Origin of the sequence: Ornithinimicrobium humiphilum (assembly GCF_006716885.1) — a bacterium.
Classification (GTDB): domain Bacteria; phylum Actinomycetota; class Actinomycetes; order Actinomycetales; family Dermatophilaceae; genus Ornithinicoccus; species Ornithinicoccus humiphilus.
Genome location: NZ_VFPU01000001.1, coordinates 2079738 through 2101766 on the forward strand (window position 1 = coordinate 2079738; position 22029 = coordinate 2101766).

The 22029-nt window shown below is 73.4% G+C and carries 17 protein-coding genes; 1 reads left to right on the plus strand and 16 read right to left on the minus strand.

Going from position 1 to position 22029, the window contains the following annotated elements; genetic code table 11:
* Positions 1-50: 50 nt before the first annotated feature.
* The 10 genes from FB476_RS09770 to FB476_RS09815 all read right to left on the minus strand — a co-directional run bounded on the left by FB476_RS09770 (position 51) and on the right by FB476_RS09815 (position 12856).
* The gene (locus FB476_RS09770; RefSeq protein ID WP_141818590.1) at positions 51-824 is read right to left on the minus strand and encodes an SDR family NAD(P)-dependent oxidoreductase; all 774 of its coding nucleotides are present in this window, start codon (positions 822-824) and stop codon (positions 51-53) included.
* Positions 821-3388: a phenylalanine--tRNA ligase subunit beta gene (gene pheT, locus FB476_RS09775; protein WP_141818591.1), complete on the minus strand. Its 2568-nt coding sequence runs from the start codon at positions 3386-3388 to the stop codon at positions 821-823. Before pheT ends, FB476_RS09770 begins: the two co-directional genes overlap by 4 nt.
* Positions 3388-4482 carry a phenylalanine--tRNA ligase subunit alpha gene (gene pheS, locus FB476_RS09780; RefSeq protein WP_141818592.1) on the minus strand — a complete coding sequence of 365 codons (1095 nt, stop codon included), beginning with the start codon at positions 4480-4482 and terminating at the stop codon, positions 3388-3390. Before pheS ends, pheT begins: the two co-directional genes overlap by 1 nt.
* Before the next feature lie 68 nt (positions 4483-4550).
* Positions 4551-5156, minus strand: a complete 606-nt coding sequence (locus FB476_RS17130) for a pentapeptide repeat-containing protein (protein WP_141818593.1) — start codon at positions 5154-5156, stop codon at positions 4551-4553.
* Positions 5157-5166: 10 nt separating this feature from the next.
* Positions 5167-5982, minus strand: a complete 816-nt coding sequence (locus tag FB476_RS09790; protein WP_238329649.1) for a TrmH family RNA methyltransferase — start codon at positions 5980-5982, stop codon at positions 5167-5169.
* A gap of 29 nt (positions 5983-6011) precedes the next feature.
* On the minus strand, positions 6012-6383 hold the full coding sequence (gene rplT / locus FB476_RS09795; RefSeq protein ID WP_141818594.1) for a 50S ribosomal protein L20: 372 nt from the start codon (positions 6381-6383) through the stop codon (positions 6012-6014).
* Positions 6384-6434: 51 nt separating this feature from the next.
* Positions 6435-6629 (minus strand): 50S ribosomal protein L35, encoded by a 195-nt coding sequence (gene rpmI / locus FB476_RS09800; protein ID WP_141818595.1) that lies wholly within the window; start codon positions 6627-6629, stop codon positions 6435-6437.
* A gap of 84 nt (positions 6630-6713) precedes the next feature.
* A complete protein-coding gene (infC, locus tag FB476_RS09805) occupies positions 6714-7343 on the minus strand; it encodes a translation initiation factor IF-3 (RefSeq protein ID WP_141820139.1) in 630 nt (209 codons plus the stop codon).
* Between the two features lie 350 nt (positions 7344-7693).
* Positions 7694-12067 (minus strand): S8 family serine peptidase, encoded by a 4374-nt coding sequence (locus FB476_RS09810; RefSeq protein WP_238329650.1) that lies wholly within the window; start codon positions 12065-12067, stop codon positions 7694-7696.
* Between the two features lie 159 nt (positions 12068-12226).
* Positions 12227-12856: a winged helix-turn-helix domain-containing protein gene (locus FB476_RS09815; protein ID WP_170233587.1), complete on the minus strand. Its 630-nt coding sequence runs from the start codon at positions 12854-12856 to the stop codon at positions 12227-12229.
* Positions 12857-13227: 371 nt separating this feature from the next.
* Between FB476_RS09815 and FB476_RS09820 the strand changes: the two genes are divergently transcribed.
* A complete protein-coding gene (locus FB476_RS09820; RefSeq protein WP_141818597.1) occupies positions 13228-14808 on the plus strand; it encodes a catalase in 1581 nt (526 codons plus the stop codon).
* A gap of 159 nt (positions 14809-14967) precedes the next feature.
* Here FB476_RS09820 and FB476_RS09825 read toward each other — a convergent pair whose 3' ends face one another.
* From FB476_RS09825 to FB476_RS09850, 6 genes are read right to left on the minus strand one after another with little or no spacing between them, the layout of a single operon-like run.
* Positions 14968-15729, minus strand: a complete 762-nt coding sequence (locus tag FB476_RS09825) for an SseB family protein (RefSeq protein ID WP_141818598.1) — start codon at positions 15727-15729, stop codon at positions 14968-14970.
* A complete protein-coding gene (locus tag FB476_RS09830) occupies positions 15726-16436 on the minus strand; it encodes a HisA/HisF-related TIM barrel protein (RefSeq protein WP_141818599.1) in 711 nt (236 codons plus the stop codon). Before FB476_RS09830 ends, FB476_RS09825 begins: the two co-directional genes overlap by 4 nt.
* Complete coding sequence (locus FB476_RS09835; protein ID WP_141818600.1) at positions 16433-17074, minus strand: hypothetical protein; 642 nt, start codon at positions 17072-17074, stop codon at positions 16433-16435. Before FB476_RS09835 ends, FB476_RS09830 begins: the two co-directional genes overlap by 4 nt.
* 9 nt (positions 17075-17083) lie before the next feature.
* Positions 17084-20269 (minus strand): bifunctional [glutamine synthetase] adenylyltransferase/[glutamine synthetase]-adenylyl-L-tyrosine phosphorylase, encoded by a 3186-nt coding sequence (locus tag FB476_RS09840; protein WP_141818601.1) that lies wholly within the window; start codon positions 20267-20269, stop codon positions 17084-17086.
* Positions 20270-20283: 14 nt separating this feature from the next.
* A complete protein-coding gene (locus FB476_RS09845; RefSeq protein ID WP_141818602.1) occupies positions 20284-21612 on the minus strand; it encodes a glutamine synthetase family protein in 1329 nt (442 codons plus the stop codon).
* A complete protein-coding gene (locus tag FB476_RS09850) occupies positions 21609-22025 on the minus strand; it encodes an MGMT family protein (RefSeq protein ID WP_141818603.1) in 417 nt (138 codons plus the stop codon). Before FB476_RS09850 ends, FB476_RS09845 begins: the two co-directional genes overlap by 4 nt.
* Positions 22026-22029: the final 4 nt, after the last annotated feature.

The window sequence follows — 22029 nt, forward strand, 5'->3', positions numbered from 1 at the left end:
GCGGAACTATACAGGGTTGTGCATGAATATCCAGTCGCGGACGGCCGTCCTCAGCCGGACAGCGGGTCGTCGGGACCCCAGGGACGCAGGCGGAGCATGCGCTCCCCCTCGCCCAGACCCTCGGTCGAGCGACGGCGCAGGGTGTCGAGGTCGTCGGACCCGGCCCGCACCATGCGGCCCGAGAAGCCGTCGAGCTCGCCGTCGGCCAGCGCCAGCAGCAGCGCGACGACGTCCTCCGGCGCGGTCCACTCGGTGCGCCCGTCGTGCATGCGCATCGAGTGGGTCATGTCCGTCTCGACCACGCCGGGGGCCAGGTCGAAGGCGAGCACGCCGTGCTCGGCACCCGCCAGCGCAGTGCCGCCCGTGAGACGGGCCAGGGCCGACTTCGACGCGCAGTACGCGGTGAGGTCGGCACGCTCGCGCGTGCCGGCGCCGGAGTTGAGGTTGACGATCCGCCCGCCGCCGGCCGCGATCATGTGCGGCACGACGGCGCGGGTGAGCAGGAAGGGCCCACGCACGTTGGTGACCATGACCTGCCACCACTCGTCGACGTCGGCCTCCCAGACCGGCCGCTCGGGCTCCACCAGGCCTGCGCAGTTGACGAGCAGGTCGATGCGACCGTGCTCCGCCACGACCCGGCCGACGACCTCGTCGACGGACCCGGCGTCGGTGACGTCGCACGGTAGACCCGTGGCGCCGTCGGCGACCGACCCGGAACGGGACAGGCCGACGACCGCCCAGCCCGCGCCGAGGAGGGCGCGGACGAGGTGGTCCCCGATGCCCCGGGAGGCACCGGTCACGAGGGCGACACGAGCGCCGGTCACCGCAGGACCGCCCCGTGGTCGCGGGCCGCGCGGTCGACGGCGGCGTCGCGGGCCGCGTTGACCTCCTCGGTCGTCAGCGTCCGGTCGGGCGCGCGGAAGTGCATGCGGAAGGCCAGCGACTGCTGGTCGGGTCCGAGCTGGTCGCCGACGTAGACGTCGAAGAGTGCGATGTCCTCCAGCAGCTCACCGGCACCGGCGCGCAGGGACTCCTCGACGTCGCCGTAGCGCACCGTGCGGGGCACCACGAGCGCCACGTCGGAGCCGGCCACCGGCTGCGTGGACAAGGGGCTCACCTGGGTGCGGTGGTCGCTGGCGCGCACGAGCACGTCGAGGTCGAGCTCGGCGGCGCTGGTGCGCGGCGGCAGCCCGAGCCGCTGGACGACCTTGGGGTGCAGCTCGCCGGCCCAGCCGACGGACGTGCCGTCCTCGAGGAGTAGCTCGACGCAGCGTCCGGGGTGGAAGGGCGCACGCTCGCCCTGGCGCCTGCGGACCGGGACCCCGAGGGTATCGGCGACCGAGTGGGCCCAGCCCACGACGTCGGTGACGTCGACCGGACGGCCCTCGCCCCACCAGCCGGACCGGTCGGCCTGGCCCGCGGCCACGACAGCCACGTGCCACGGCTGGTGCGGCACCGCGTCGCGGATCTGCTGCAGCGTCGCGTCGTCCGGCCGCGCGCCGACCCCGGGCACCGGGGCCGAGGCGGCGTGGTGGGGGACGGTGACGGTGTCGATCTCGAAGAGCGCCACGTCGCGCGAGCCGCGCGAGATGTTGCGCCTGAGCGCCTCCGGAAGCGTCTGCAGCAGCTCGGTGCGCATGAAGGGCGCCTCGTCGGAGAGCGGGTTGGCCAGGCGCAGGGCCGCGCGGCGCGGGTCGCCTGCCGCCAGGCCGAGCTCGTCGAAGCGGTCGGTGCCCACGAAGGGGTAGGTCAGGACCTCGTGCAGGCCCTGGCCCGCCAGCGCGTAGGCGACGGCACGACGGGAGCGCTGGCCGTGGGTGAGCCCGCGACCGCCGATGGCCCGCGGGACGACCGACGGGATCTTGTCGTAGCCGTCGATCCGCGCGACCTCCTCGACGAGCGTCGGGGCGTCGGTGAGGTCGGGGCGCCAGGTCGGGGGCACGACGGTCGCGGTGCTCCCCTCGGTGCTCACCTCGCACCCGATCAGGCGCAGCAGCTCGACGACGCGCTCGTGGCCGTAGTCGACCCCGACGTAGCGGGTGGGCATGTCCAGGTCGAGCTCGATCGCCGGCATTGCGGTGGAGGCGCGCTCGTCGCGGTCGGTGATGGCCGCGTCGGCCGTGCCGCCGCCGAGCTCGACGAGCAGGTCGACCGCCAGCTGCGCCGCGGCGGCGGTGACGCCCGGGTCGACGCCGCGCTCGAAGCGCTTGGCGGCCTCGCTGGAGAGCTTGTGCCGGCGCGAGGTGCGCGCCACCGTGCGCGGGTCGAAGTGGGCCGACTCGACGAGCACGTCGGTCGTCTCGCCCGGCGTGACCTCGCCGTCCTCGCCGCCCATGACGCCGGCCAGCGCCAGGATGCGTCCGCCGTCGGGGCCGCAGGTGATGAGCAGGTCCTCGGGGTGCAGCTCGCGGTCGACGTCGTCGAGGGTGCGCAGCCGCTCCCCCGCCCGGGCGCGGCGGACCACGATCGGGCTGTCGAGGGTGGCCAGGTCGAAGGCGTGCAGCGGCTGCCCGAGCGCGAGCATGACGTAGTTGGTGACGTCGACGGCCAGGCCGATCGGGCGCATGCCGGCCTCGGTGAGGCGGCGCGCCATCCACTCCGGCGTCTGGCGGGTCAGGTCGATGCCCCGGACGATGCGCGCCACGTAGCGGTCGCAGCCGGGCGCCTCGCCGTCGCGGTGCGCCTCGTCACGCAGCTCCACGGCATACCCATCCTCGGTGGCGGGGTCGACCGGGAGGTCGGCCGGGTCGCGGAAGGGCGCGCCGGTGGAGTGGGAGTACTCGCGGGCGATGCCGCGGATGCTGAAGCAGTAGCCGCGGTCGGGGGTGACGTTGACCTCGACGACCTCGCGGTCGAGGCCGAGGACGCCGATGAGGTCGTCGCCCGGGGCCAGGCCCAGCTCCTCGACGCGCTCCTGGCCCAGCAGGCGCGGGAGCACGATGATGCCGTCGTGGTCGTCGCCGATCCCGAGCTCGCGGACCGAGCAGATCATGCCGGCGGAGACGTGGCCGTAGGTCTTGCGCGCGGAGATCGTCATCGGGCCCGAGGGGGTGGGCAGCACCCCGCCGGGGAGGATGACGGCGACCAGGTCGCCCGCCTCGAAGTTGTGCGCGCCGCAGACGATGCCCACGCCTTCGGCGACGGAGCCGTTGACAGCGTTCATCTCTGGACCGACGTCGACCTGGCACCAGTTGATGGTCTTGCCGTTCTTCTGCGGCTCGGGGTGCTTCTCGAGCACCCGGCCCACGACGAGAGGACCGCTCACACCGCTGGTGTGCAGGCCTTCCTCCTCGAGCCCGACGGCCACGAGGTCGGCGGCGATCTGCTCGCCGGTCACGCCCTCGGGCAGCTCGACGTAGTCGCCCAGCCAGTCGACCGGAACCCGCATCAGATCTCCATCCCGAACTGCGCGTTGAAGCGCACGTCTCCCTCGATCATCTCCCGCATGTCGCTGATGCCGTGGCGGAACATCGCGGTCCGCTCCACGCCCATCCCGAAGGCGAAGCCCTGGTAGCGCTCGGGGTCGACCCCGCAGGCGCGCAGCACGTTGTGGTTGACCATGCCGCAGCCGCCCCACTCGATCCAGCCGGTCCCGCCGCACGTCCGGCACGAGGTGTCCTCGCCGCGGCAGACGAAGCAGCGGAAGTCCATCTCGGCGCTGGGCTCGGTGAAGGGGAAGAAGGCCGGCCTCAGGCGGCTGACGATGCCCGGACCGAACATCGCCTCGGCGAGGCGGTCGAGGGTGCCCTTGAGGTGGGCCATCGTCAGGCCCTCGTCGATCGCCAGGCCCTCGAGCTGGTGGAAGACCGGGGTGTGCGTGGCGTCCAGCTCGTCGGTGCGGAAGGTCTTGCCCGGCACGGCGACGTAGAGCGGCACGCCGCGCTCGAGCAGCGAACGGGCCTGCACCGGCGAGGTGTGGGTCCGCAGCACCAGACCCGCGTCCGCCGGCTCGACGAAGAAGGTGTCCTGCATCTGACGCGCCGGGTGGTCCTTGTCGAAGTTCAGCGCGTCGAAGTTGAACCACTCGGCCTCGACCGCGGGCCCCTCGGCGATCTCCCAGCCCAGGCCGACCATGGCGTCGGCCATCCGCTCGGCGGTCACCGTCAGCACGTGGCGGCGACCCAGCGGCCGGCGCGCCGGCACGGCGGTGAGGTCCATGGCCTCCTCGACGAGGATCCGCTCGTCGCGCTCGGCCTCGAGCTCGGCCTGCCGGGCGGCGAGGGCCTGGTTGACACGGCCCCGGGCCTGCCCGACCCGCTTGCCCGCCTCGGCCTTGGCGCTCGGCGGCAGGGCGCCGATCTCGCGGTTGGCCAGGGCGAGCGGGGAACGCTCTCCCGCGTGGGCCAGGCGCGCGGCCTTCAGCTGGTCGAGATCGGCGGCGGCGGCGATGGCCTCGAGCGCGGCGGCGACGGCGGCCTCGACGGCCTCCGGCGCGAGCGCGGCGACCTCGACGGGGTCGTAGTTGGTGTTGGGTCCGGACACCTGCGCAAGTCTAGGCAACCGGAGAGGCTGCTCCGTACGCGGTTCGGGCGAGGGTGGTGGGGGCGGCCTCAGTCCACCTCGACGCCCAGGATCGAGAGCAGCGCCTCGGCCCCGGCGACGTCCACGCGCAGCCCCTCGACGCGGGCGTCGCGGACGTCCACCCCGTAGCCGGAGGACCCTCGCAGGTCGACTCCCCGCAGGTCGGCCCCGTCCAGCCGGGCACCCGTGAGGTCGCAGTCGAGGAAGGTCACCTCCCGCAGGTCCGCCCCGCTGAGGTCGGCGTCGCGCAACGAGCAGCCCGTGAACCGGCTGCCGCGCAGGTCCAGCCCCGACAGGCTCCCGAGGTCGAGCCGGCAGTCGAGCCAGCTGCTCGGGCTCGGGGTCAGCGCAGGCCGCCGCATCATCGACCACGACGTCGCCAGGGCCTTGCACCCGACGAACGTGCAGCCGTCGAGGGTCACGTCCGGCAGCCGGGCGCGGGAGAGGTCGACACGCTCCACCGAGCAGTCCTCCAGCTTGACGCCCGAGAGCTCGGTCCCGGCCAGCACGGCGTCGAACAGCGTGCATCCCTCGAGCTCGACGTCGACGAGCCGGTCCCCTTCGGCGAGCGCCCCGGTCAGCCTCTCGCGGACGAGCAGGGATCCGGCGACGAGGTCCTCGAGCAGTACCGCCACGGCGTCGACGCTACCGCTGGGCGGCGCTGGAGGCGTGCAGGCAGACGGTTGCCGCCATGGCCAGGTTGAGCGACTCGGCCCGCTGGATCGGGATCGCGACGACGTCGTCGCACAGCTCGAGCACCTCGGGCTCGAGCCCCCACGCCTCGTTGCCCATCACCCAGGCGTGCGGAGCGGACAGGTCGGCATCGGGAAGCATGGTGGTGCCGCTGCCGTCGGCGGCGAGCAGCCGGATGCCGCGCTCGCGGCAGGTCTGCAGCAGGTCCTCGACGGGCGTGCCGACGGAGACGGGCAGGTGGAAGAGGGAGCCGACCGTGGACCGGACGACCTTGGGGTTGTAGACGTCGACCGAGGCGGCGCTGACGAGCACGGCGGCCGCCCCGAAGGCATCCGCACCCCGCAGGACCGTCCCGGCGTTGCCGGGGTCCCTCACGTGGGTCAGCACGACCGCGAAGCCGTCCTCGCCGACCGCGTCCAGCGCCTCCTGCAGCGGCACGTCGACCCGCCGCGCGACCGCGAGCATACCCTGCGGGGTCCCGGTGTCGGCCATCGCCGCGAGCACCTGCTCGGTACAGGGGTGCACGGGCACCCCCGCCTCGTCGGCCTCCGCCACGATCTCGGTATGCCGTGCCGCGGCGGGCTCGGTGACGTACAGGGCCTCGGCCGAGGGCGCGGCATACCGGAGCAGCTCCCGCACGCCCTGGGGCCCCTCGACGAGGAACCTGCCCGACTTCTCCCGGGCAGCACGACGCCCCAGCGCCGCGACCTGGCGGACCCGTTCGCCGCGCGTGCTGCTGAGCAGCGGCGGGCGGCCGGGGATGATCACGGGCTGGGGCGTCGAAGGAGTGCTGAGCCTCAGGCGGCGTCGGCGGCCGGCACGTTGGCCTTGGCCAGCTCGACGAGCGCCACGAAGGCGGCCTCGTCGTTGACGGCGAGCTCGGCGAGCATGCGGCGGTCGACCTCGACACCGGCGGCCTTCAGGCCCTGGATGAACCGGTTGTAGGTCATGCCGTTGGCGCGGGCGCCGGCGTTGATGCGCTGGATCCACAGCCGACGGAAGTCACCCTTGCGGGCGCGACGGTCGTTGTAGCTGTAGACGAGGGAGTGGGTGACCTGCTCCTTGGCCTTGCGGTAGAGCCGGCTGCGCTGGCCGCGGTAACCGCTGGCGCGCTCCAGGACGACCCGACGCTTCTTCTGGGCGTTGACCGCCCGCTTCACGCGTGCCACGTGATGTCTCCTTGCTGAGTTCTGGGGGGAAAGGGTGAGAGAGCTCAGGCCTTAGAGGCCGAGCATCTTCTTCACCTTGCGGGTGTCGGCGGGGGCGACCACCACGTCGTTGACGAGGCGGCGGGCCTGGCGGGCCGGACGCTCCTGGAACTTGTGCACGTGGCGCGCACGCTGACGCATCACCTTGCCGGAGCCGGTGACGCGGAAGCGCTTCTTGGCACCGCTGTGGGTCTTCATCTTCGGCATGGGCCGATCTCCTTCAACTGACCGCGCGCCGGGGCGGGCGCGCATGGGTGTGTCCGGGCACTGCGTGGCGCTGGGCGCCGCCGCTCACTCCTGCTCGGGGGTGGTCTCTGTCGTGCCGGCGGTGTCCTCGGTCGCCCCGGGGGCGGCCTCGGTGGCGGCGGCGCGCTCGGCGTCGCGCTTCTTCTGCTCCTGCCGCACGGCGGTCTTCTTCTTGGCGGGGCCGAGCACCATGACCATGTTGCGGCCGTCCTGGCGCGGGGCGCTCTCGACGAAGCCCAGCTCGGCGACGTCCTCGGCCAGCCGCTGCAGCAGCCGGAAGCCCAGCTCGGGGCGGGACTGCTCGCGACCACGGAACATGATCGTGACCTTGACCTTGTCGCCGGCCTTGAGGAACCGCTCGACGTGGCCCTTCTTGGTGCCGTAGTCGTGGGGGTCGATCTTCGGACGGAGCTTGATCTCCTTGATGACCGTGTTGACCTGGTTCTTCCGGGCCTCACGCGCCTTCATGGCGGTCTCGTACTTGTACTTGCCGTAGTCCATGAGCTTGGCGACCGGGGGACGTGCCATGGGGGCCACCTCGACGAGGTCGAGGTCGGCCTCTGCGGCAAGCCGCAGCGCGTCCTCGACGCGCACGATGCCGACCTGCTCCCCGTTGGGGCCCACCAACCGCACCTCCGGAACCCGGATGCGGTCATTGATGCGAGGCTCGCTGATGTGCTGCTCCTTCGTCTGTCGTCCTCTCCACCCGGACACCAGAAAGGCCTCCTGGCACGGGGTGCGCAAGAGGCCTTCGCCACCGGTCCGCGGGTGCCGGCTCATGCCGACGAGGTATGCCGTGACGCACGGTCACGTCCTACCTCACCTTCCGGGCGAGCCCGGGAGGGCGGACCTGGGACCCGGCGACCCTGAGGTCGACGCGGGTGGGGGCGCGAGCCCCTCTTGCACGTCAGGGTCCGGCGCACAGGGCACAGGACTCCGACTGGTCGATGAACCATCGTAGCAGACGACGCGGGTCGGCCCGCCTCGCGCGGACGCGGGACGGGCCGACCGTGGAGCGAGCTGCGTCAGCAGCCGATCCGGGTGAGCGTCCAGTCCTTGGTCGTGATGCGACCACGGGTGATCTGGACGGTGTCCACCTGCGGGCGGTGACCGTCCTTGGCGGCGATCGTCTGGTAGCGACCGGCGTTCACCCAGTAGGCGTAGGAGCCGTCGGCCCCCGTCACCAGGCTGTAGCCGGCACCCTCACCGTTGTTCGGCGAGAGGTCCACCACGGCGCCACCGAGGCCGGCGGTGCCGCCGTCGCAGGTCGTGCCGCTGACCGTGCCCTGGAACTTGCCCCAGGCGTTCGGCGGCGTGACGTGCATGACGACCGGGATCGGGTCGAACCGCTGGGCGGTGTTCGCCTTGACCCCCACCGCCGCCGTGTACGTGCCCGGCTGGGCGACGTTGGCGTCAGTGGTGACGGTGACCCGGACGCGCTCGCCCGGGGCGAGCGTGAACTCCGCCGGGTCGATGTCCAGCCAGTCGACGTCGGTCGCCGAGGCGCCGCAGTCGTCGTAGCCGGGCAGCTGCTCGGTCGCGTCCACCGGGGTGAAGCCACCGCTGGAGCCACCGACCTTGACGATGCCGCAGGCGGCGCCACCGCGGTAGACCGCGGCCGTCGCGTTGGGCAGGTTCTCCCACTCGCCCGAGGCGGGGTCGTAGGCGAAGGTGCGGTTGGTGACCTCGTCGTTCTGGACACCACCGATGACGACCAGCTTGCCGTTGGCGGCGGCCGAGGACGCGGCCCACACGCCGTAGGGCGCGTCGGCCAGCTCGGTCCAGGTGTCCGCGGCCGGGTCGTAGGCGTAGGTGTCCGTCACACCGGTCGTGCCCGGGTTGCCACCCGTGCAGATGACCTGACCGTCGACCGCGCCACAGCTGGCGAAGGCCACGCCGACCGGGTAGTCGGCCAGCGTCTCCCACGCGTCGGCCGCGACGTCGTAGGCCATCACGGCGTCGGTCATCGGGGTGCACGACGAGGTCGTGCAGCCACCGACGGAGTAGACCTTGCCGTCGAGCACCGCGGTGCCCATCGCGGACACGGCCGCCGGGGCGTCGGCCCCGTCGGACCAGGCGTCCGCCGCCGGGTCGTAGACGGCCGTCGAGGAGCTCACGCCGGAGCCGACCCAACCACCGTGGGCGACGATGCGACCGTCGACCGCCGCGGCGCCGATGGCGGAGGCCGCCTCGGGCAGCGGGGCGACGGAGGACCAGGTCTGGCCCGCCGCGTCGTAGCGGTACGAGTCGGGGAACGACGCGGTCCCGTTGGTGCCCCCGAGGGAGTACCAGTCACCGTCGAGGTTGACCACCCGGTTGTCCATGACGACGCGCGGGTAGTTGGGCAGGGTCTCCCAGGCCTCGGACGGGGCGCGCACCAGGTCCGGCGCGCCGAAGCCCGCCATACCGGTCGCACCGGCCGCGAAGGACGTCGGCACCTTCACCGACTTCAGCGGGGCCCCTTCGAGCTCGGCGGCCGCACCCACCTTCTCCTCGGTGCCGTCGGCACGGAGGATCGTGAAGTCACCGGCCTGCTCGGTCAGCTGCACCTCGGCGGCGCCGCTGCCGGTGTTGCTCACCCAGAAGCGGTGCGCCCGGGTCGAGCCGAGCGGCTGGTAGACCTCGATGCCGGTCTCGTCGACCACGACCAGACCGGAGCCGAGCGCGAAGTCCGCGACGACGACGGCGGCGTGCTCGACGGTGACGTCCTGGGTGAGCGTCTCGTAGCCGCGGGCGGTCACCTCGAAGGGGTGGGTGCCCGGGGTGGAGGAGAACATCCAGTAGAAGCCGTCGCCGAGGTTGTCGTCGGCCGGGGTGGCGGTGGTGACCGCGGACTCCTCGGTGTCGAGGTTGGTCACGCGGGCACCGACGATGCCCTCCTCGGTCTCCGCGCTGGTCACGGTGCCGACGACGTAGCCGCCCTCACCCTGCGGGAGGCAGGCGCGGTTGCCGACGAAGACGTCGTCCACCTGCCACCACCAGTCGTAGTCCGAGTTGTACATGTGGAAGCGGACCTTGACGTCGCCCTCGCCGGCCGCCATCGGCAGCGGGACGACCCGGTCGTCCGGCCCGCGGCTGGAGGCGGTCTGCGCCAGGACGGTCTCCCAGGTCTCGCCGCCGTCGACGCTGACGTCCACGTCGGCGTTGGTGGAGAGGGAGTACCAGTCCTGCTTGAAGCCGACGACCGGGGTGGTCAGCTCGCTCATGTCCACCGACGGGGTGACCAGGGAGGTGTCCTGGACACCGCTGGAGCCGTGGTGGTCGGAGTCCATGATCGCGAAGTTGCCCTCACCACCGGTGAGGTTCTGACGACCCTTCGGGTTGTCGAACAGCCAGACCTGGCCGGTCTCGGCGTGGTCGACGACCTCCCAGCCCTCGGGCAGGGTCGTGCCGTCGAAGGACTCCGTCACGCCGTCCACCACGAAGCCGTAGCCGGGAGCGGTGCAGGCGTAGGCGTCGACCTCGACCGAGACGTCGGCGGTGGTGTCACCGTCGACGGTCACCTCGGTGGTCGGCGACAGGTAGCCGGGGTACTGCACCTGGGTGACGAGCGTGAACGTCTCGCCCTGGGGCAGGTCGAGGCTGTAGGCGCCGGTGACCGGGTCGGTGAAGGTCGCCACCGAGGTGCCCTGGACGGCGACCCGCGCGTAGAGCGGGAAGCCGTAGCCGGAGCCGTCGGTGACGGTGCCGCTGACGGTGGCGCTGGCTGCGGGGTCCAGGGCGACGTCCACCGTGGTGGTGGCGCCGGCCGAGATCGTGGCCGAGGCCTCCTCGGTGACGTAGCCGAACTTGCTCATCGTCAGCTCGTAGTCACCGGTCGACAGCAGCGCGCTGTAGGCGCCCTCGTCGTTGGTGGTCAGGTCGCGGTCGACCGGGCCGACGACGTCGACCTCGACACCGGTGAGCGGGGCACCCGTCTCGCCGTCGGTCACCGTACCCTCGAGGGTGCCGGTGTCGCCGATGGGCGCGGCCTCCAGGAGGGCGCGGGCGTCCAGCCGGCCCTCGCCGAAGACGTTGTTGTCGGCCTCGGTGCCGCCGCACTGGGCGTCGGCGGTGTCGATGGCGGTGCCGTCCAGCAGGGCACGGGTGCCCTCGACGTCACCGGCCAGCGCGGGAGCCCCGGACCAGGCGAGCGCGACGGTGCCGGCGACGTGCGGGCTGGCCATCGAGGTGCCGGTGTAGGAGGCGTAGCCGTTGCCGGGGACCGAGGACCTGACCGCGGTGCCGGGGGCGGAGATGTTGGGCTTGATCTCGCCGTCCTGGCCCGCGCCGCGGCCCGAGGAGCTCGCGATCACGTGGCTGCTCGTGTAGTTGCCGACCGAATAGGCGGCGATCCGGCTGCCCGGCGCGCCCGAGGTGTTGCACCCGGGGCCGCTGTTGCCGTTGGCGAACACGCCGAACTGCCCGGAGGCGGCCCAGGCGATGATGATGTCCTCCATGAAGGGGTCGTTCGACGGCACCGTCGTGCCCCAGGAGTTGTTGATGATGTGCGGCCGCTTGGAGACGTCCGGGTTCTCGCCCTGCAGGTCGCGGGGCTCGAGCATCCACTGACCGGAGTTGATCAGGGCGGCGTCGCTCGGACAGCAGCCGTTCGCGGCGATCCACGTGGCGCCGGGCGCCACGCCGATCTGGTTGTCGCCGCCGTCGTCACCGACCATCGTGCCGGTCACGTGCGAGCCGTGACCGTTGTTGTCGTACGGCTCGTTGGGGCTGTTGCCGGCCGCGTCGAACCAGTTGTAGTTGTGGTCGAAGGTGCCGTCACCGTTGTTGCCACGGTACTGGTTGACCAGCGCCGGGTGGTCGTACTGCACACCCGTGTCGATCGAGGCGACGACGATGCCCTCGCCCCGGATGCCCAGGTCGCCCCAGACGTCGGGTGCGTTGATGTCGTCGATCCCCCACTCGACGGCGGCCGGCGCCATCTGCGGCGGACCCTCCTCGAGCTCGGGGATCTCGATCTGCATGGTCGGGTAGATGCCCTCGACCGCGGTCTCGGAGGCCAGCGAGGCGACCAGCTCGGCGTCCGCCCCTCCGACCCGGATCGAGTTCGTGGCCCAGAAGGCCTCGTACTCGACGCCGAGATCGTCGAGCTCGGCGCGCAGCTCCTTCTGGCTGCTCTCCGCGGTCTTCTTCAGGGCGTCCACGACGGCCTGACCGCGCGCGTTCCAGTCCGAGACGGATGCGGCGGCGCTCAGGTCCGCCCGGTCCGCCAGGCGGACCCAGACGTCGGTCCTCCCCTGCTCCGCGAGTTGTGTGTCGACCTCGGCGTCGACCTTCTCCGCGAGACTCGGGTCGCCGGGCGCGGCCTGGGCCGCCCCCGTCGCTCCGAGCCCCGACACCACGAGCGACGCGGCGGCCACACCGGTGACCCACCCCCGCCGACGACGTATCGGTTCCATGTACAGGTTCTTCCTCTCCATCGAGGTGGAAGGCCCGGTCGGGCCCCCGCCTCGACGCTAGGAAGCCCCGCAGGGGGTCTCAACGGTCAAACGTGGGTGATCAGTGGGCAACCTGGGCAGTTCGCGTCGGGTCGGCCGACGAGCCGGATCGCCGTCGGATCAGCGGTCGACGACCGACAGCACAGGACGATCTGCGAGCCGGAAGCCGATCCCTCGCACGGCCTGCAGCTGCACGGGGGCGCGCAGCTTCTCCAGCTTGCGGCGCAGCCGCTTGACCACCGAGTGCACCGGCGCGGCGTCGCCGACGTGGGAGGTGCCCCAGACCTCCTGGGTGAGCTGCTCGAAGCGACGCACCCGGCCGGGTCGGGCGAGCAGGGCGGAGAGCAGCCCGAACTCCAGCGGGGTCAGCGGCGCCTCCTTGCCGCGGTGGACGACGACCTGGCGGTCGGCGTCCAGGTGCAGGGGCGGGCCCTCGACGGTCCCCGGCCCGGCGACGACGGGCAGCGCGGGGGTGGTGGCCTGCGCACCGGCCGGCGGTGCGGCCGGCTGCGCCACGGTGGGCGAAGGGGTGTCCGCCCCCGCCTCGCCGGGGACGTCGACACCCTCGCCGGCGATGACCTCGCGCGCCTCCTCGGGCGACCCGACGACGAGGACGGGGCCGGACCAGCCCTGCGCGACGCGCTGCAGCCCCTCGACCGAGGCGGCCGACATCAGGAGCACCAGGACGCCGGCCGACCCGACGACGGGCACCGCGCCCGTTGCGGCGGCGGTGGCGGTCGCGGCCGCCACGGCGGGTGGAGCAACGGGGGTCGCCCCGGCAGCGCCGTCCGAGGACGGTGCGGTCGCCGGCGGACCGGCCTGGTCGTACGGGTCGAACTCGGCCTCTACGACGTGGGCAACCATTGCCTCGCGTGCACCTCCCCGATGTCACCGCCCTGCGGGCCGGACGGCTTGTCCCTCGAACCTAGGCACGCCTCTCAGCGGACCTCAAGCCTCTTGACCAAGTTCTTACCGACCGCTTGCCCACCTCATACCCACGGCATACCCGCACCCGAGGGTCGGCCCTCTCCCAACGGGACGGACAGGCTAAACTGGAGTGACTCCAGACACGGAGGGTGCGCCGGACCTTGTGCCCCCTCCACCCCGACGAAGGAGCACGCATGACCTCGACCCATCCCGGTTACGTCAACGCCGAGCACAGCGGCACCGGCCCGGTCCCCACCGGCTCGACGACGAGCAACGGCGCCCCGAGCGACTCCGACCGCAACAGCCTCTCCGTGGGCGCGAACGGCCCGCTGCTGCTGCACGACGTCGCCCTCATCGAGAACCTCGCCCACTTCGACCGCGAGAAGGTGCCCGAGCGGCTGCCCCACGCCAAGGGCTCCGGTGCCTTCGGCACCTTCCGGGTGACCGAGGACGTCTCGCGCTGGACGAAGGCGGCCGCCTTCCAGCCCGGCGCCACGACCGAGTCGCTCGTCCGCTTCTCCACGGTCGCCGGCGAGCAGGGCTCCCCCGACACCTGGCGCGACGTCCGCGGCTTCGCCGTCCGGCTCTACACCGACGAGGGCAACCTCGACATCGTCGGCAACAACACGCCGATCTTCTTCGTGCGCGACCCCATGAAGTTCCCCAATTTCATCCGCAGCCAGCGCCGCACGCCCGACAGCGGCCTGCGCTCACCCAACATGCAGTGGGACTTCTGGACCGCCAACCCCGAGTCCGCCCACCAGGTCGCCTACCTCATGGGTGACCGCGGCCTGCCGCGCTCCTGGCGTCACATGAACGGCTACTCCTCCCACACCTATATGTGGGTGAACGCCCAGGGCGAGCGCTTCTGGGTGAAGTACCACTGGCACAGCGACCAGGGGGTGCAGAACATGACCAACGAGGAGGCCGCGGAGCTGGCGGGCACCGACGCCGACTTCCACCGGCGCGACCTGTTCGAGGCGATCGAGCGGGGCGAGCACCCGAGCTGGACCCTCTCCGTGCAGGTCATGCCCTACGAGGACGCGAAGACCTACCGCTTCAACCCCTTCGACCTCACCAAGGTGTGGCCGCACGCCGACTACCCGCTGCACCGCGTCGGCACGATGACGCTGGACCGCAACCCGGTGAACTTCTTCGCCCAGATCGAGCAGGCGGCCTTCAGCCCGTCCAACCAGGTGCCGGGCACCGGCGTCTCACCCGACAAGATGCTGCTGGCCCGGGTGTTCTCCTACCCGGACGCCCAGCGGCACCGCATCGGCGCCAACTTCACCCATCTGCCGGTCAACCAGCCGAAGGTGCAGGTCAACGCCTACCAGTTCGACGGCCCGATGGCCTACCTGCACTCCGGTGACCAGCCGACCTACGCGACCAATTCCTTCGGCCGCCCCTGGTCGGACCGCACCGGCCCGGTCGAGAACGGCTGGGAGGCCGACGGCGCCCTGGTCCGGCAGGCCTACGACCTGCGGGAGGACGACGACGACTTCGGCCAGGCGCACACCCTGGTGCGGGAGGTCTACTCCGAGGAGCAGCGAGAGCGCCTGGTGCGGACCGTCGCCGGGATGATGAGCGAGGTCGAGCCGCAGGTCCGTGAGCGGGTCTACGCCTACTGGCGCAGCATCGACCAGGAGGTCGGCGACCGCATCGCCGCCGCCTCGGTCCAGGCCGCGGACGTCCCCGGCGCCGCCTCAGCCCGGGTCGACGGGACCGACGCCCTGCGGGAGCCCGCGGACGACGCCGTGGGCAGCTCCCGCTGATCCCCCGTATGCCGTAGCGCACGACTGGCGGCCCCCGCACCTCTCGAGGTGCGGGGGCCGTCGTGCGTCCGGCTCGACGTGTGCCGTGCGTCGCCCACGGGGGCGGGCCGTCGTGGTCAGCCGATGGTCAGCTCGTGGGCAGATCCGGTGCCGACGTGGTCAGGACGCGCGCAGCCGGAAGGCGAGGGCGTCGATCCGGGCGCGGGTCTCGCCGTCGGCGGCGAGCCGCTCCCCCACCCGGGTGACGAGCGCCTGGACGTCGGCCTGACCGAGCCCGGGGCGCAGCACGAGGCTGACCTGCAGCGCATCGCCGGCGCCGGCCTCGAGACCGTGCCCGCTGACCGCCGGCTCGTCGGCAACGGCCGCGGCCACGGCGGCCGCGACGTGCTCGTCGAGGTGCGCGGGCACCCAGGTGCGCCCGGTCGCCAGCGCCCAGACCATGGACGGCCGCAGCGTGCAGGCGGCCGGGCCGGGCGGCGGGGCGAGGTCGATGGGGATGACGTCGCAGCCCTCCTGGACGGCCGCGAGGGCCGCCCGCTGCGCGGTGACCGGCACGGGTCGGGCGGTGGGGTCCCACGCCGCCAGCGCGGCCGTGCTGGTGAAGGCCGGGAGCGCGCGCTGCCCGTCGGGGGCGACGAGGGTGACGGACGCCATGTCGCTCGTGGCGTCGACCGGGATGCCGCTGGAGTCGTCGATCCTCCCGGGCACCGCGACGATCGGCACGAGAAGCCTCGCCGCCGCGACCGCCGCGACCAGCTCGGCAGGGTCGGGCGCCTCCTGCGCCAGGAGCTCGGCCAGGCGCGCGTCGGCCTCGCCGGTGTCGGAGTCGAAGCCGGTCCCGGTGAGGGTCCGCCCCTGCCAGGGGGTCCCACCGGTGTCGGTGCCGGCCGCCGGGTCGTGGCCGCTGAAGCGGTGGGTCATCGCAGTGCCTCCAGGGCGTCGGGCAGGGTGAACCTGCCGGAGTGCAGGGCCGCGCCGAGCACGGCGCCGGACACCCCGGCGTCGCGCAGCACGAGCAGGTCGTCGAGGCCGGCCACGCCGCCCGAGGCCACGACCGGGCCGGGCAGGCGCGCGGCGGCGGTGGCGAAGAGGTCGCGGTCGGCACCGGCCAGCCGCCCGTCGCGGGAGGCGTCGGCCACAACGAAGGCACCTGGCGTCGTGCCCGCCAGCGCCTCGGCGAGGTCGTCGAGGACGACGTCGAGCGGCCCGATCTCCTCCCCGCTGCCGCGGGCCACGACCCGGTCGCCGGCCACGTCGACGCCGACGGCGATCCGGTCGCCGTGCTCCCCGACGAGCTCGGCGACCCAGGTCAGGTCGCGCAGGGCGGTGGCGGCCAGGTTGATCCGTCGGGCACCGCTGCCGAGGGCCTCTGCGACGGCGGCGGGCGAGTCGAGGCCACCGGAGAGCTGCACCGGCACCTCGAGGCGGGCAACCAGGTCGGCGAGGAAGGGCAGGTCGGCGCCCCGGCGGTAGGCGCGGTCGAGGTCGACCAGGTGCACCCACGTGGCGCCCTGCTCGACCCACCGTCGGGCCACGGTCAGCGGGTCGTCGTCGGTGCCGTCGACGACCTGGACCGCCCGGCGTCCCGCGACGTCGACGGCGGGCAGCAGCTCGAAGGTGCCGCTCACTCCAGCACCCCGAGCTCGCGCCGCAGCCGCACCGAGTCGGCGACGGCGTCCTCGAACCACCCGACCTCGCGGGCGTCGGGCTCGTGCCGTCGCGCACCGGGCAGCTCGGCGGCCGGGGCGGGGTCGGTCAGGTAGCGCGTGCCGGGCAGCTCGAGGGTCGCCATCACGGCCTGCAGCATGGTCACCGGGCGGGCCGAGGTCTCGTGGAGCAGGTCCACCAGCTCGTCGCGCACGGCCGACGGGCGGCCCGCGGCGCGGACGACCTCGGCCGGTCCGGCGAGGTCGAGGCCGGGCGGGCGCAGCAGCCCGAGGTCGGGCTCCCAGACCACCCAGGAGGGTGCCTTGCGGCGTCCCCCGGCGTGGACCGTCACGACCGCACGGCCGTCGATCTCGAAGAAGCCCAGCGCCGGGCCGGCCTTGGCGGGGACCGGGCGGGCCGCGAGGACGGTGGCCGCGTCGTCGTAGGGAGCGCCCACGCGGGACGGGCCGGCGGCGACCACGAGGGTCCACCGCTCCACCGGCGCGACGACGAGGGGGGCGACGTGGTGCGCAACCCAGCCGTCCACCTCCCCCCGGTCGCCGCCGAGGAGCAGGACACCGGTGGGGTCGCCCTGCGGGGCGGAGGGAGCCGAGGTCATCGGCTCATCCTACGAAGACCGAGGGGGTCGTTCCGACCCCGGGCGAGGCGGCGGGAACCGGTCGGGCGAGGGCGGGGGTCCGGCGGCGGCCCGGGAGAAGCCGGCCGCGCGGTTGGGATAGGTCCGTCGCACGCCGCGGGCCGGCTCCGGGGCACGCCCCGGGGCGGGCGACGTCTCGCCGTAGAGCAGGCGCTCGACCACGGCGCGGGCATGGCGCCCGGCCCGACGCCACTCCTCCGCCAGCTCGCCGCCGCGGCCGGGCGCACGGCCCATGACCCGCGACATACCCTCGGCGTCGCGCACGCTGCTGGGGACCGAGTCCACGGCCCGGCCCCGCCAGACCACGCCGGCGTCCCGCAACCGGGAGGCCAGCTGCCAGGCCTCGGCCAGCGTCTCGGCGTCCGCCTCGCTCACCAGCTCGGCCTCGGCCGCGGCCTCCAGAGCGCCCATGGTGCTCGTCGTGCGCAGCCCCCGGACCCGCGCCGCGTGCTGCAGCTGCAGCAGCTGCACGACCCACTCCACGTCGCTGAGCCCACCCCGGCCCAGCTTGAGGTGGGTGCGGGGGTCGGCGCCGCGGGGCAGCCGCTCGGCCTCCATCCGCGCCTTGAGCCGTCGGATCTCGTGGACGGCAGCCGTGTCGATCCCCTCGGCGGGCCAGCGCAGCGGCTCGATCATCTCGACGAAGCGCTCCGCGAGCGCGGGGTCGCCGGCGACGGGACGCGCGCGCAGCAGCGCCTGCGACTCCCAGCCCGCCGACCAGCGCTGGTAGTAGGTGCGATAGCTCTCCAGGCTGCGGACCAGCGGACCGTTGCGGCCCTCGGGACGCAGCCCCGCGTCGAGCTCCAGCACGGGGTCGGGGCCGGTGCCCGAGAGCCCCTTGCGCAGCTCGGCGAGGATCTCGGTCGCCTGCTCGGTGGCCACCTGCGGGTCGACGTCCGGGAGGGGGTCGTGGACGTACATGACGTCGGCGTCGCTGGCGTAGCCCATCTCGCGCCCGCCCAGCCGGCCCATGCCGACGACGAGCATCGCGACGGCGGCCTGCTCCTCGCGGCGCGCGAGCACCCGCTCGGTCGCCACGGTCAGGGCGCTCTCGAGGTAGGCGTCGGTGAGGTCGGTGAGCGCGCCCCGGACCTGCTCGCCCGTCCACGCGCCGACGAGGTCGCCGAGGACCACGCGGACCAGCTCACGGGCACGCACCGTCCGGATGGCCGTGAAGGCGTCCTCGGTGCTCTCCCGGCGTTGCGCCGACGCGGTCATCCGGCGCACGAGGTCGTCGCCCCCCGGCGGGACCAGCCCGTCGCCGTCGCCGAGCAGGGCCACGGTGGTCGGCGAGCGCATGAGCAGGTCCACGGCATACCGGCTGGTGGAGAGGACGGTGGCGAGCCGCTGGGCGGCGCTGCCCTCGTCGCGGAGCATGCCGAGGTACCAGTGCGTGGTGCCGAGGGCGTCGCTGATCTGGCGGAACGCCAGCAGCCCCGCGTCGGGGTCGGCGCCGTCGGCGAACCACGAGAGCATGACGGGCAGCAGGTGCCGTTGGATCGCGGCCCGGCGGCTCACTCCCTCGGTGAGCGCCTCGAGGTGCCGGATGGCCCCGGCGGGATCGCGGAAGCCGAGCGCCGCCAGTCGTTCGCGGGCCGCCTCGGGCGAGAGCCGGGCCTCCTCCGGGGACAGCCGGGCGACGGCCGACAGCAGTGGCCGGTAGAAGAGCCGCTCGTGCAGGCGGCGGACGTCGCGCCGGACGGCCCGCCACCGCTCCACCAGAGCCCGGTCGGCCTCCCGCCGCTCCCCCATCGCCCGACCCAGCCGCCGCAGCTCGGGCTGCGCGGTCGGCATGAGGTGGGTGCGGCGCATCTTGTGCAGCTGCACCCGGTGCTCGAGGCAGCGCAGCAGCCGGTAGGCCTCGTCGAGCACCTTGGCGTCCTCGCGCCCGACGTAGCCGCCGTCGCGCAGCGCGGCGAGCGCCTCGAGGGTCGTGCGCGAGCGCAGTTCCTCGTCGGAGCGGCCGTGGACGAGCTGCAGGAGCTGGACGCTGAACTCGATGTCGCGCAGGCCGCCCGCGCCGAGCTTGATCTGGCGCTCGGCCTCCGCGGGTCGCACGTGCTCCTCGACGCGCCGGCGCATCGACTGCACCTCGTCGACGAAGTTGTCACGGCCCGACGCCTCCCAGACCATCGGACCGACGAGGTCGAGCCACTCGCGCGAGAGGTCCTCGTCGCCGGCCACGTGACGGGCCTTGAGCAGGGCCTGGAACTCCCAGGTGCGCGCCCAGCGCTGGTAGTACTCGCGGTGGGAGTGCAGCGTGCGCACGAGCGGGCCGCGCTTGCCCTCCGGGCGCAGGGCCGCGTCGACCTGCCACAGGGCTCCCTCGGAGGTCGACTGCCCGCAGATGCGCATGACGGCCGAGGCCAGCGCGGTGCCGACCCGCAGGCCCTCCTCCTCGCCGACGTCGCCACGAGGTCGGGCCAGGAAGATGACGTCGACGTCGCTGATGTAGTTGAGCTCCGAGCCGCCCGTCTTGCCCATGCCGATGACCGCCAGGTCGCAGGTCTCCTCCCCCGGGGTCTCGGCCCGGGCGAGCAGCAGAGCGCCCTCGAGCGCCGCCGCCGCGAGGTCGGCGAGCCAGGCGCCCACGGTGGGCATGAGCGCGAGCGGGTCCTCGCTCACGAGGTCGGTGGTGGCGACCCGCAGGAGCTCCCGGCGGTAGGCGACCCGGAGCGCCTCGGCCCCCTCCCGGCCGGACAGCCCCTCCACGGCGTGCGCGACGGCGGCGGGGTCGGGCTCCTCCCCGCCGGCCACGGCGTCGACGTGCTCGGGATGCCGCACGAGGTGGTCGGCGAGCGCGTCGGAGCCGCCGAGCAGGGTCAGCAGCCGGCGGCGCGGCTCCCCCGCCTCGCGCAGGACGGGGAGCACGAGCTCGCCCGGCGTGCCGCCGGAGCGGCTCGAGGTCGAGGGGTCGAGCAGGCGGACCAGCGACAGCAGCGCCGCGTCGGGGTCGGCCACCCCGCCGAGGTCGCCGAGCAGCTCGACGAGGTCGAGCCCGGGGTCACGACCGGCGATCTCCTCCATGAGACGGGCGGCGCGGCGGGTGTCCTCGACGCCCGCGCGCACCAGCGCCGCGGTGGGGACCGGGCCGGAGGACTCCCCGGCCGGCCGGCCGCGACGCCCCCCGGGGTCGGTCGGGGGCTCGGTGGTCACGGCATACCCCTCCTTCAGAGGTGCAGCAGGTAGCGGTCGAGCTCGAACTGGGTGACCTGGGAGCGGTAGTCGCCCCACTCCTGCCACTTGCTCCGCAGGTAGAAGTCGAAGACCTGCTCCCCGAGCACCTCGGCGACGAGGTCGGAGTCCTCCATGACCGCGACGGCCTCGCCGAGGCTCTGCGGCAGCGGGGCGATGCCCATCGCCCGGCGCTCGGCGTCGGTGAGCGCCCACACGTCGTCCTCGGCCTCCAGCGGAAGGTCGTAGCCCTCGCGGATGCCGCGCAGGCCGGAGGCGAGGATCACGGCATACGTGAGGTAGGGGTTGCACGCGGAGTCGATGGAGCGCACCTCGATGCGGCGCGAGTGGCCCTTGCCGATGGAGTACATCGGCACGCGGGCCAGGGCGGAGCGGTTGTTGTGGCCCCAGCAGACGTAGGCCGGCGCCTCGCCCCCGCCCCAGAGCCGCTTGTAGGAGTTGACCCACTGGTTGGTCACCGCACAGATCTCGCGGCTGTGCATCAGCACGCCCGCCATGAAGCGGCGGCCGGTCTGGGAGAGCTCGTAGGACGCGCCCGGCTCGTAGAAGGCGTTGGTGTCGCCCTCGAAGAGCGACATGTGCGTGTGCATGCCGGACCCGGGGTGGGCGGCCAGCGGCTTGGGCATGAAGGTCGCGAAGGCGTTCTCCTGGAGCGCGACCTCCCGGACCACCGTGCGGAAGGTCATGATGTTGTCGGCCATCGACAGCGCGTCGGCGTAGCGGAGGTCGATCTCCTGCTGGCCCGGGCCGCCCTCGTGGTGGCTGAACTCGACCGAGATCCCCATCTGCTCGAGCATCTCGATGGCCGCCCGGCGGAAGTCGTGGCCGTCGCCGCGGGCGACGTGGTCGAAGTAGCCCGCCTGGTCGACCGGCACCGGCCCCCGCTTGGGGTCGTAGGGCTCCTTGAAGAGGTAGAACTCGATCTCGGGGTGGGTGTAGAAGGTGAACCCCTGCTGGGAGGCGGTGTCCAGCGCCTTGCGCAGGATGTGGCGCGAGTCGGTCGCGGCCGGGGAGCCGTCGGGCATGTGGATGTCGCAGAACATGCGGGCCGTGCGCTCGCGCCAGGGCAGCACCTGGAAGGTGTCGGCGTCGGGCTGGATCACCATGTCCGCCTCGTAGACGCGCGTGAAGCCCTCGATGACGCTGCCGTCGATGCCGATGCCCTCCCGGAAGGCCTGCTCCAGCTCGGCGGGAGCGACGGCGACCGACTTCAGGGTGCCGAGGAGGTCGGTGAACCAGAGCCGGACGAACCGGATGTCCCTCTCCTCGATGGTGCGGAGGACGTACTCCTGCTGGCGGTTCATGCGCCCATCCTGCCGTATGCCGTTGCGCCGGGGACGGCCGAGTGCGCCGCAGGTGGCGGCGCGTCCGGAGGGCCCGGGTCGGCCAGGTCGGCGACCGCCTCGGCGTGCGCGGCGGCGAGGGCCGCGAGGTCCGCGCGGTGGTCGGCGATCCGGCAGCCGCGACCCGTGTCGCGCAGCCGGATGCCCTCCTCGTGCCAGTGAGGGAGCGCCCGGGCCAGCAGCGGTGCGGGCAGCTCGCCGGAGGCGTTGGTCACCCGCCACCAGGCGACGCCGCCGCCCCAGTGCCGCATCACGGAGCCGACCTGGCGGGGGCCGGTGCCGACCAGCTCGGCCAGGTCGCCGTAGGAGACGACCCGGCCGGGCGGCACCAGCTCGACCGCGCGCAGGACCCGCTCGACGAGGACGTCGTCCACGGCG

What these genes read in the sequence shown, in the direction of transcription:
- rpmI (WP_141818595.1), bottom strand. Translation starts at nt 6,629, where the DNA reads ATGCCGAAGATGAAGACCCACAGCGGTGCCAAGAAGCGCTTCCGCGTC.
- FB476_RS09810 (WP_238329650.1), bottom strand. Translation starts at nt 12,067, where the DNA reads ATGGAACCGATACGTCGTCGGCGGGGGTGGGTCACCGGTGTGGCCGCC.
- pheT (WP_141818591.1), bottom strand. Translation starts at nt 3,388, where the DNA reads ATGCGGGTTCCGGTCGACTGGCTGGGCGACTACGTCGAGCTGCCCGAG.
- FB476_RS09845 (WP_141818602.1), bottom strand. Translation starts at nt 21,612, where the DNA reads ATGAACCGCCAGCAGGAGTACGTCCTCCGCACCATCGAGGAGAGGGAC.
- FB476_RS09820 (WP_141818597.1), top strand. Translation starts at nt 13,228, where the DNA reads ATGACCTCGACCCATCCCGGTTACGTCAACGCCGAGCACAGCGGCACC.
- FB476_RS09825 (WP_141818598.1), bottom strand. Translation starts at nt 15,729, where the DNA reads ATGACCCACCGCTTCAGCGGCCACGACCCGGCGGCCGGCACCGACACC.
- FB476_RS09835 (WP_141818600.1), bottom strand. Translation starts at nt 17,074, where the DNA reads ATGACCTCGGCTCCCTCCGCCCCGCAGGGCGACCCCACCGGTGTCCTG.